The organism is Roseofilum sp. (assembly GCF_982964205.1).
The window spans coordinates 40,262-50,990 of record NZ_CEZBFX010000016.1 but is presented as its reverse complement, the minus strand read 5'-3'; the positions used below and the strand labels follow the sequence as shown (position 1 = coordinate 50,990).

Sequence of the window (10,729 nt, the reverse complement as noted above, 5' to 3'; positions counted from 1 at the left end):
CCTCCGGCTGAGGCAAGTACCACATCTACTTGGTCGAAACATCCCTCTGCTACAGGTTCAACGGGCAGAGTTTCCCCTCTAAAGGATAGAGTCCGTCCCGCTGACCGAGGAGAAGCCAAGAGTTTTAGGCTCTCTAGAGGAAAATTACGGGCTGCTAATAGGTCGATTAACTCAGTTCCAACTGCACCAGTGGCTCCCAGAATGGCAACTCTATAGGATTTTGGCAAAAGGTGATCCTCCTTGATTTTAAAACTTTAGCGTTCAGGTTTAGACTATCTGGATTTTCTTAAAATTTCTGAATCGGGCACGAGATGAATAATATATAGAGCAAACTTTTAAGTTTTTTTTGGCGTTAGAACTTAGCTTACCGTATACTTGGCTCTGCTGAGAAGGATCTAATTTCCTCCATTCCTCTTTCACCAGAGCGCCGAGCGCACCATCTTCCAGATTCTAGCAGGTTAAGGCTGCTCTGGGCCAATTTCTGTTGACAACTTACAGCACTTTGCTTGCGTTATGAAACACAAGCTTGAATCCTCAAAGCTATGTACCACAACTCTATTCCCTATTCCCTATTCCACAGCGCAAAGCGCTGTAGGACTTCCTTTGACAAGTTTTTGTTTTGATTCGGGTTGAATTGTCAACCCCCTATTATATAATACTATTGCGTGGTGTGTCAGGAGCTTGACCCTCCCCTTCACTGCCCGTGGCTCAATTCCCATTCAGTATACAGATCTAGTGATGAAAGTTACCCAGGAAAAATTGCCCGCCAGTCAAGTTGGTTTAGAAATTGAAGTGCCTGCCGAAGCATCAAAGGCTGCCTATGAGCAGGTGATTAAGGAATTTAGCCGTACCGCTAAGCTTCCTGGGTTTCGGAAAGGAAAAATTCCCCGCCATGTGCTGATCCAGCAATTGGGCAGTCAAAACCTGAAGGCGGCAGCCGTAGAAAAGTTAATCAAACAGTCTGTAGATGAGGCGATCGCCCAAGAACAATTAGACACCCTCGGCTCTCCCCAACTCAAGTCGGAATTTGATAGCCTCGTGAACCAATTCAAGCCCGGGGAAGCGATCGCGTTTAAGGCGGCAGTAGATGTGCCCCCAGAGCCAACATTAGCGGAATACAAGGGCTTAAGTGTCAAGGCGGAAGAGATTAAACCCGATCCAGAAGCGGTTAATGAAGTCCTCAAGTCCGAACAAGAGAAACGGGTGACCTTAATTCCCATTGAAGATCGACCCTGTCAACTTGGGGATGTGGCTGTGGTGGATTTTGTCGGTCGTCGAGTGGCGAAAGACGGGGAAGAAGTGCCAGAACCCGCAGAGATCCCCGGCGCGAGTGCCACTGACTTTCAGGTGGAAATGGAGTCAGATCGCTTTATTCCTGGCTTTATCGATGGAATTGTCGGAATGGAGCAGGGACAAACTAAAACCATTGCTGTGAAATTTCCAGACGAGTATCCCCAAGAAGATATTGCCGGTCAGCCGGCCGAGTTTGAAATTACTCTGAAAGAGATTAAGGAAAAGGAACTACCAGAACTCGATGATGAGTTTGCTGAAGAGGTCAGTGAATTTGAAACTCTAGAGGCTCTAACAACTTCGTTGACCGAGCGGTTTGCTAAGGAAGCAGAAGATAAGACAAAAAGCAATAAACAACAGGCCCTAGTGAAAGCCCTGTTAGAGAAAGTGGAGGTGGAACTGCCAGAGAGCTTAATTGAAGATACAGTGACCCAGCAGTTGACCCAAATGGCTATGCAATTGTCCAATCAAGGCATGGATATGAATAAGGTCTTCACCCCCGAACAGATTCCTAGATTTCGCCAAAATGCGCGCCCAGAAGCGATTAAAGCGATCAGAGAATCTCTGGCGATCGCCGAAATTGCCAAGCAACAATCCTTGCAGGCCGATGAATCCGAAATTCAAGCCAAAATGGATGATGTGCTAAAAACAGTCGAAGATCCTAAAGAGATTAATCGCGATCGCTTGAAAGAAATCGTCACCGAAGACTTAAATCGGGAAAAAGTCCTCGAATGGCTAGAAGCCAATGGCACAGTAGAATTAGTTGCCGAAGGGAGCCTAAACTCAGAAGAGACGAGTCCAGAGATAGAAAACCCAGAAACCCAACCCGAAGCTGAATCCTCAGAAATTAACGCTCCTAGCTAGGGTATAACCAACCGAATCTCCCCTAAAAGTGAAACAAGAGCTAACTTTTCTTGGGTTGACCTGCCAGAATGGGGGAGATTAAGGCATAATAAACCCAAGAGGTCAATTAGCCTAAAAATGACCCTAAAATAAACTAACCTCTAACTTGGAACTCAAATCTCTGAGAAACCCCATGATATTCCGATCTCAATCCCAGTATTCTTCTCCTGAAAGTCATCGCTCGCAAGACATCATTTCCTACCATCCCCAAGGGGTGATTCCAATGGTGGTTGAGCAGTCAGGTCGGGGAGAAAGAGCCTTTGATATCTATTCTCGACTCTTGCGAGAGCGGATTATCTTTCTGGGAACAGCGATCGATGATATGGTGGCTGACTCAGTCGTGGCCCAACTTCTGTTCCTAGAAGCAGAAGACCCAGAAAAAGACATTCAACTCTACATTAACTCCCCCGGTGGATCGGTGACCGCAGGAATGGCAATGTATGATACTATTCAGCAAATCCGCCCCGATGTGGTCACGATCTGTTACGGATTAGCAGCAAGTATGGGAGCGTTTCTGTTAGCAGCAGGAACAGCCGCAAAACGAATGTCTTTACCCAACTCCCGGATCATGATCCACCAACCCCTGGGAGGGGCCCAAGGACAAGCGGTTGATATTGAAATTCAGGCTAAAGAAATTCTTTATCATAAGGAAACGTTAAATGGGCTATTGGCCCATCACACGGGTCAATCCTTGGAAAAAATTTCAGAAGATACAGAACGAGACTTTTTTATGTCTGCTGAGGAAGCGAAAACCTATGGTCTAATCGATCGGGTGATTACCCAACCCCAGTCCCATCCATCCGACTCCCACCCCACTGTTTAATCAGAGGCCGCTTTATGTCTAAATATGACTCCCATCTCAAATGTTCATTTTGTGGAAAATCCCAGGAACAAGTACGGAAGTTGATCGCGGGCCCAGGGGTCTATATTTGCGATGAATGCGTGGAACTCTGTAATGAAATTCTGGATGAAGAGCTGTTTGACTCAAGTTCCACTGCTGCTCCTCCCAATCCTAGACGGGGGGAACCGGCTCAGAAAAAACGGCGATCGCGCACTGCAAACTTAACTCTAGGTCAAATCCCTAAACCTAAAGAAATTAAACATTATCTTGATGATAATGTCATTGGCCAGGAAGAAGCCAAAAAAGTTCTATCTGTGGCCGTATATAACCATTACAAGCGATTGAGTTTTATCCAATCCAAGCTCAACAATACTGGAGCAAATGGGGGAAAACCCAGTTCAGAAGATAATATAGAACTGCAAAAATCGAATATTTTGCTCGTAGGCCCCACGGGATGTGGGAAAACCCTACTTGCCCAAACCCTGGCGGATATGCTAGATGTGCCCTTTGCTGTAGCTGATGCTACAACACTAACGGAAGCAGGCTATGTGGGTGAAGATGTAGAAAATATTCTACTGCGCTTGTTGCAAGTCGCAGATTTTGATGTTGAAGAAGCCCAGCGAGGCATCATCTATATCGATGAAATCGATAAGATTGCCCGCAAGAGCGAAAACCCATCCATCACCCGTGATGTCTCCGGGGAAGGGGTACAACAAGCTCTGTTGAAAATGCTAGAGGGTACGATCGCCAATGTTCCTCCCCAAGGAGGTCGTAAACACCCGTACCAAGATTGTATCCAAATAGACACAAGCAACATCCTGTTTATCTGTGGTGGAGCCTTTGTTGGCCTAGATAAAGTAGTCAGCCAGCGCACTGGGAAAAAATCCATGGGATTCATTCAACCGGGAGATAGCCAACCGAAAGAAAAACGGGCGGCGGATGTACTGAAGGCATTGGAGCCAGAAGACTTAGTGAAATTTGGCATGATTCCCGAATTTATTGGCCGCATTCCCGTAGTTGCCGTGGTCGATCCATTGGATGAAGAAGCATTGAAATGCATCCTAACGCAACCTCGAAATGCTTTGGTTAAACAGTATCAAAAACTGCTGAAGATGGATAACGTGGCTCTGGAGTTTCGCCCAGATGCGACAGCAGCGATCGCCCGGGAAGCTTATCGCCGTAAAACTGGAGCTAGAGCCTTACGGGGAATCGTCGAGGAACTGATGTTAGAGGTGATGTACGAACTGCCCTCGCGCAAAGATGTGACTCGCTGTGTAATTACCAAAGATATGGTTGAGAAGCGATCGACCGCAGAACTCTTGCTTCACCCCTCCTCCTTACCCAAACCTGAATCTGCCTAGATCATGCCAGAGATAACAGTCCGTGGGGTTGACCACTATTATCAGTGGATAACCACAACCCCGAGTGCATCCAGTCCCCAAAAACCTGTACTCGTTTTCCTCCATGGTTGGGCTGGCTCGGCTCGCTATTGGGAAACCACAGCAGAAGCCTTTAAGGAGGATTTTGACTGTTTACTCTACGACTTGCGGGGCTTTGGACGCTCTCTATTGCCCCAAACTCCCGTAGACTTAAGTTACGCTCTGGAAGAATACGCCGAAGATCTCGCCCAACTGCTGAATCAACTGGGACTACAAAAGGTTTGGATTAACGCCCATTCTACCGGGGCATCGATCGCCGTTCTCTTTGCCCAAAAGTATCCAGAGCGCATTGAAAAGCTGATTCTGACCTGTAGCGGCATTTTTGAATACGATCGCCCCTCCTTTGAAGCCTTCCATAAATTTGGCGGCTACGTGGTCAAATTCCGTCCCCCCTGGTTAGCAAAAATTCCCTTTGCCGATCGCTTTTTTATGGCACGGTTTCTCTGTCGCCCCATTCCTGACGAACAGCGCCAAGGGTTTCTGACCGATTTCTTGATTGCTGACACTGAAGCTGCTTTAGGAACGATTTACACCTCAGTGAGCGAACACATGGCTAAAACCATGCCCATCGCCTTTTCCCAGCTCTCCATACCTGTTTTGCTCATTTCTGGGGAAAAAGACCAGATTATTCCCGCTCCCATGGGTAAAAAAGCAGCCGATTTAAACCCCAAGATTCGCTATCAAGTCATTCAAAAAACAGCCCACTTTCCCATGCTCGAAGATCCCCCGGTTTATCTATCCTGCGTGCGAGACTTTATGGGGAACGGGGAATAGGGAATCGGAAATAGGGAATCGGGAAGGGGAAACCTAAGGTTCTTCACTATTACCCATTACTCAAAAGTTCGATATCCTGTAATTAGTTTCCCCCGTTATTCCCACGCCAATCTATGAACGAAGAGCATACACCCACCTCCCCCTTCGACTCTTCTGAGTGCGAGCCAACCCCTGAATCAGTAGTGGATAAGCCAATCGAAGCAGAAGCGATCGCGGTTGAGGACGTGAATCCAAATCCTCCTCCGGCTGAATTTACCGATGTTTCTGTAGAGCTGAAACTAGATGCGATCGCTCATGATAGTCTCAACTGGCACGACATTGAAGAATCAGTCAGTGAAGGGATTGCTCCAGAAGTCTTAGAAGCCGTGCAACAGGAAATGGAGCAAGTATTACATAAGAATGTGGCTCTGCTCGATCGCATCAGTCAACTCGAAAGTGCCCTAGCTCACTCTCAACAAGCCTTACAAACCTATCAAGAGCGCCAACCTGCCACTGAAGCCCTCTTATCCCAACGTCTAGAAGAAATTAATACGCTTCAAGAAGAAAATAAACGTCTCTTGCGAGAATTAGAAAAATCCTATCAAAGTACCCAACGACAACAAATTTTAGTCCAAACTTTAACCGAACAACTCGAAAGTAGCCAAATTCAAACAGCGAGACTCGAACGAGATTGTGCGATCGCCCAACAACGCTCTCACGAACAAGCCACCCAACTCAATCAACGGGATAAGTTTTGCATCGACTTACAAACCCGTCTCCACCGCCAACAACGATATACCTTACAGTTCAAAAATGCCCTGGATCGGTGTTTAGAATTATCTCCCTCAAACCGAGAACAGATCCTCCATGAATCCTCTCAAGCTCTCAAGGGCTTAAAATTGACCAAAATTGAACAGGGATTAGCCCCAAAAGTCGTTGCGATTCAACCTTGGTCAATCAATCAATGGCAAGACTCTTTATCGGAAACAAATCTGCCTAATCCTCTACCAGAGGAAATAAGGACTAGAAATTTAGAAACCCCCGATCAAGAAATCTCTTCTCTAGAGTCTCCAGAGTTATTAGCTCAACCGCCTTCACCAGAGGTGAATCCCCCTCATTTACAACTGTTTAAACCGGAAGAATCCTTATCTTCAAGCCCAGAACTTTCTCCGTCTCCTAGTGGGGCGATCGAAGATTTCCAGGATTCTCCCTTCCAGACGATAGCTCAGTCACGAGAGTTAGAACCTTTAGAAGAGTCAGACGAGTTAGAACCAGAACCTCCCTCTTTTAGTGCTGAGTTTGACGATTCAGAGGAGAGTTTGATCGAGCAAGAAAATGTACAAGAGGAAGAAAGTGTTCAAGTCATCTCCGATCGCCCAGAAGTACTAGAGGATATCTCTTCTGAAGAAGCTCCGCAATCTGAGGAATCAGAAGTTCCTGTGAATCTTCCCCAAGGTAATTGGCCTTCTCCTCTAGTGTATCCCCTGCGACCCCCGAAAAAACGCAAGTCTTTAGCCGCGATCGATCTACCGTCTTTTCCCCGTTCATAGTGGGGGCATGGGTTCAGTTTAGACGCTCAATTCTTTCCTCTCAAGACTGATGGTTATGATTAAAGTATTTTATGCTCGATCCTGAATATCATATTCGTCTTCTTCAAGGGGTGACTCAAGCCACTCATTGCTTGCTTACCCTATCGGATCGTCATGAAGCAATGCATCTGGCTTTAGCTCATTTAGGCAAAGCTCTAGCGGTTGATCGAGTGTATATTTTTCAGAATCATACCGATCCGGTTACCCAGTCCTTATTAGCCAGCCAATGGTGGGAATGGACTCCAGAGAGAAGCTCGCTTCCTTTTAATAATCTAGAATTGCAAAATTTATCCTATGCTACGATACTGCGGCGCTGGTATGATTACCTTTCCCAGGGAAAACCGATTACGGGTTATCAGGATGAACTGCCAGAATGGGAAAAACAGTTATTAGGCGATCGCCAAGTGTGTTCCCTGCTGGTGCTGCCGATTTTTGTCGATCAACACTTTTGGGGTTTTGTCGAGTTTGACGATTGTCAGAGAGATCGCCAATGGACAGCAGAAGAAATTGAAATTTTAAATACTGTTGCCGATAGTTTTGGGGGAGCGATCTCTCACCATCGTGCCGAAACAGAACTCAATACTATCCAAACTAAACTAGAAGCCGCGATTGAGGAACGAACATTTAAGCTCAAAGCTGCGGTTAAACAACTCCAGGCTGAAATCGACGAAAAAGAAACAATTGCTACCCAACTCCGTTACAATGCTTACCACGATCCTCTCACAGGCTTACCAAATCGCTCTCTATTTATAGATCATTTGCAAAAAGCGATTGAGAAAGTCAAAGAGTCAAAAGAGTATAAATTTGCAATTTTGTTTCTCGATCTAGACCGATTCAAAGTTGTTAATGATACATTGGGGCATACTCTTGGCGATCGCCTCCTAATTGAGTTATCCAAACGACTCGATCGGATCTTACAAAAACAGTCTCATCTGTCCATAGAAGCAACACCCATTGCTCATTTAGGTAGTGATGAATTTGCCATTCTTTTAACTGATATCTCAGCATTTTCCCAAGCTAATCAATTAGCAGAATCCATTCACCAAGATATGACTCGTCCCTTTGTTATAGAGAGTCATCAGATTCTCTCTACTGTTAGTATTGGGATTGCTCTAAGTTCTACCGGTTATCAACGACCTGAACAAGTGCTTCGGGATGCTGATATTGTCATGTATCATGCCAAATGTAAAGGACGCGCTCGCTATGAAGTCTTTGATTTAGAAACCCATACGCGAGTGATGAATCAACTGAAACTCGAAAATGATTTGCGTCATGCAGTCCAACTATTAGAAAGCCCAGATACCCTTAAAGATAATCAATTTATTGTTTATTATCAACCCATTACTTGCTTACAAACCGGAGAAATTGCTGGATTTGAAGCTCTCTTGCGCTGGCAACATCCTGAATTAGGGATAGTCTCCCCTGTGCAATTTATTCCTATTGCCGAAGAAACTGGATTAATTGCTGTACTAGGACAATGGGTACTCGAAGAAGCGTGCAATCAATTGCGTCGATGGGAAAGTTACGGTCACCATCGCTTAACCATGGCCGTTAATTTATCCGGTTGTCAACTCTCACGACCTAATTTATTAGAAAAAATCGATCAAATTATTCATCAATCCCAGATTCATGCCCATTACCTAAAACTGGAAATCACGGAAAGTATGACTATTAATAATGCAGAGTATGTCAAACAGGTCTTAAGTCAATTAAAAGAACGATCGATTAAACTCTGTATGGATGATTTTGGCACCGGTTATTCCTCTCTAAGTTATTTACATCGATTTCCGTTAGATATCTTGAAAATTGATAAATCCTTTGTAAGTAACATGGGAGAAAGTGGGGAACACTCGGATATTGTCAGGACAATTATTAATTTGGCCCATCACTTAAAGATGCAAGTGATTGCCGAAGGAGTAGAAACCCTAGGACAATTGAAAATATTGTCTGAATTGGGTTGCGAGTGGGGACAAGGATACTTTTTTTCCAGACCAATTGATGGTCAAAAAGTGTTAGAGTTACTGGGGAATCAAAACCGACTCTGGTTTTTTAAGTGGTAGAGCGGGGAATTAGTTACAGCAGTTTTTGCGCTTTATGTGGTACATCTATTTCTAATTGAGAAGGACTAAAAACCCAGTAGTATGGCAGATGAAGTCGATCGGACTCCCAATTCTTCCTCCCAACAACCGGATACACCGGCTGTATCTTCTCAATCTAGGAGAACGTTGCCCCGAGGAGTGCTGATGGGGTTAGGGTTTACCCTCACTTTTTTGCTGGTTAACTTTTCCCCTCCAATTAGTATAGTTTGGGGAATTGTGGGAGGTGTGGCGAGTTGGTGGATTCAAACCTCTTGGCGAACGGAGGAAGAGGTCAATGAAGAAACTTGGATTTTACCCACCGATCCGAGAGCGGAAAATAATTCTCTAGCCCAAAATCGCACGAAAGTAGAACGTTGGCGGAAATAAGAATCGTATACCGTGTTTTCTGTTTTGATAAGCTATGTTAAGATCGCTCTAAATCCTCCTTTTTAAGTAGGACTTTAAGGGGCAAAACAATTGACCCGTGGCTAATGACTCATTACCAGCGCGAAGCGCTATATGTTCTTATTTCTCTCTAAGTTACTCCCCCTATTCGTTTATCCGATGGGGTTAAGTTGTGTGTTGATGGTCGTTTCTTTGGTGTTGCTGTGGAAATGGCCGAAACGAGCGGCAATTTCGATTTCTTTGGCACTGCTGGTGTTATTGCTTGGTGGTAATGGTTGGGTGAATCAGACATTAATTCAATCCCTGGAACTGCGCCATATTCCTCCAGATGAGTTACCGACTGCGGAGGCTATTGTGGTGCTGGGAGGGGGGATTAAAGCCCAAATTTATCCCCGTCCTTGGGTGGATGTGTCGGAGGCTGGCGATCGCATTCTACATGGCTCACAGTTATATCTGCAAGGGAAAGCCCCCCGGTTAATCCTCACTGGAGGACGCATTGACTGGAAGGATGGAGGACCCCCAGAATCGGCAGATATGGCAAAAATTGCCCAAGCGCTAGGAGTTCCTCAAGGGGTAATTTTACAAGATCCCAATTCCTTAAATACCTATGAAAATGCGGTGAATGTGCGCCAAATTCTGGACGAAGAGGGAATTAATCGGGTATTGTTAGTAACGTCAGCAACTCATATGGTGCGATCGCTCCTGGTCTTCCAAAAACAAGGTATCGAAGCCATTCCCGCACCCACAGACTTCCTCAGTCCCCCCGGTCTCAGTCCCATTGAAACTGAAACCACTTGGGAATCAGCCCTACTAAGTCTTATTCCAGATAGCAGTCGCCTGCGAGATACCACCAACGCCTTAAAAGAGTATATTGGCCTGTTTGTCTATGGTCTTAGAGGTTGGATTTAAACCCAACATTCTCTAAATAGCGTGTAAAATCGCTAGAATAAATAGAAACATACTCATAAAAGTATAATGTAGAAAAAAATAAAGGTTAGCAATGTGAAACGTGAAAACTTTTCTAGTGGAACTCCTTGGGAACCTATTGTTGGATATTCACGTGCAGTTCGGATTGGAAATCAAGTCTGGATAGCAGGAACGACCCCAACTAATGAACAAAGTCAGATTGTTTGTCCTGGTGATGCTTATGCGCAAACCGTACAAACCCTAAGAAATATTGAAACCATACTCCACAAGGCTGGAGCTAATCTAAAAGACGTAGTACGAACACGAATATATGTTGTCAATATCGAAGATTGGAAAAGTGTTGGACAAGCTCATGGAGAGTTTTTTAGAGAAATTCGACCTGTAACCGCAATGGTTGAAGTAAGTCGATTAATCGATCCCAAAATTTTGGTTGAGATTGAAGCAGAAGCAATCATAGCAGACTAAGCCTATAGTATAGTTTACCTAGACATGGTAAAGTTAGAT

9 protein-coding genes and 1 pseudogene are annotated in these 10,729 nt (G+C 45.0%); 9 read left to right on the top strand and 1 reads right to left on the bottom strand.

The genetic code is table 11. The features are described 5' to 3' along the window. Window positions 1-227: pseudogene (locus AC3A14_RS06925) on the bottom strand (aspartate-semialdehyde dehydrogenase); the annotation flags it as partial. A gap of 511 nt (window positions 228-738) precedes the next feature. On the opposite strand from AC3A14_RS06925, the gene tig reads away from it, so the two are divergent. The 9 genes from tig to AC3A14_RS06880 all read left to right on the top strand — a co-directional run bounded on the left by tig (window position 739) and on the right by AC3A14_RS06880 (window position 10,690). Further along, entirely contained in the window at window positions 739-2,154 is a 1,416-nt protein-coding gene (gene tig / locus AC3A14_RS06920; RefSeq protein WP_413039061.1) for a trigger factor, read from the top strand. A 175-nt stretch (window positions 2,155-2,329) separates the two neighbouring features. After that, window positions 2,330-3,016, top strand: a complete 687-nt coding sequence (gene clpP / locus AC3A14_RS06915) for an ATP-dependent Clp endopeptidase proteolytic subunit ClpP (RefSeq protein ID WP_413038576.1) — start codon at window positions 2,330-2,332, stop codon at window positions 3,014-3,016. 14 nt (window positions 3,017-3,030) lie between these two features. Continuing rightward, window positions 3,031-4,395 (top strand): ATP-dependent protease ATP-binding subunit ClpX, encoded by a 1,365-nt coding sequence (gene clpX, locus AC3A14_RS06910; protein WP_318698439.1) that lies wholly within the window; start codon window positions 3,031-3,033, stop codon window positions 4,393-4,395. Window positions 4,396-4,398: 3 nt separating this feature from the next. Beyond that, window positions 4,399-5,247 carry an alpha/beta fold hydrolase gene (locus AC3A14_RS06905; RefSeq protein ID WP_318731603.1) on the top strand — a complete coding sequence of 283 codons (849 nt, stop codon included), beginning with the start codon at window positions 4,399-4,401 and terminating at the stop codon, window positions 5,245-5,247. A gap of 113 nt (window positions 5,248-5,360) precedes the next feature. Next, window positions 5,361-6,776 (top strand): hypothetical protein, encoded by a 1,416-nt coding sequence (locus tag AC3A14_RS06900; protein WP_487778945.1) that lies wholly within the window; start codon window positions 5,361-5,363, stop codon window positions 6,774-6,776. A gap of 71 nt (window positions 6,777-6,847) precedes the next feature. Continuing rightward, window positions 6,848-8,875, top strand: coding sequence for a bifunctional diguanylate cyclase/phosphodiesterase (locus AC3A14_RS06895; protein WP_318731605.1), 2,028 nt, complete (start codon window positions 6,848-6,850; stop codon window positions 8,873-8,875). 81 nt (window positions 8,876-8,956) lie between these two features. Further along, window positions 8,957-9,280, top strand: coding sequence for a hypothetical protein (locus AC3A14_RS06890; RefSeq protein ID WP_318731606.1), 324 nt, complete (start codon window positions 8,957-8,959; stop codon window positions 9,278-9,280). Window positions 9,281-9,412: 132 nt separating this feature from the next. Beyond that, complete coding sequence (locus AC3A14_RS06885) at window positions 9,413-10,207, top strand: YdcF family protein (protein ID WP_318731607.1); 795 nt, start codon at window positions 9,413-9,415, stop codon at window positions 10,205-10,207. Window positions 10,208-10,300: 93 nt separating this feature from the next. Next, entirely contained in the window at window positions 10,301-10,690 is a 390-nt protein-coding gene (locus AC3A14_RS06880; RefSeq protein WP_318731608.1) for a RidA family protein, read from the top strand. Window positions 10,691-10,729 lie beyond the last annotated feature (39 nt).

What these genes read in the sequence shown, in the direction of transcription:
- tig (WP_413039061.1), top strand. Translation starts at nt 739, where the DNA reads ATGAAAGTTACCCAGGAAAAATTGCCCGCCAGTCAAGTTGGTTTAGAA.
- clpX (WP_318698439.1), top strand. Translation starts at nt 3,031, where the DNA reads ATGTCTAAATATGACTCCCATCTCAAATGTTCATTTTGTGGAAAATCC.
- AC3A14_RS06905 (WP_318731603.1), top strand. Translation starts at nt 4,399, where the DNA reads ATGCCAGAGATAACAGTCCGTGGGGTTGACCACTATTATCAGTGGATA.
- AC3A14_RS06900 (WP_487778945.1), top strand. Translation starts at nt 5,361, where the DNA reads ATGAACGAAGAGCATACACCCACCTCCCCCTTCGACTCTTCTGAGTGC.
- AC3A14_RS06895 (WP_318731605.1), top strand. Translation starts at nt 6,848, where the DNA reads ATGCTCGATCCTGAATATCATATTCGTCTTCTTCAAGGGGTGACTCAA.
- AC3A14_RS06890 (WP_318731606.1), top strand. Translation starts at nt 8,957, where the DNA reads ATGGCAGATGAAGTCGATCGGACTCCCAATTCTTCCTCCCAACAACCG.
- AC3A14_RS06885 (WP_318731607.1), top strand. Translation starts at nt 9,413, where the DNA reads ATGTTCTTATTTCTCTCTAAGTTACTCCCCCTATTCGTTTATCCGATG.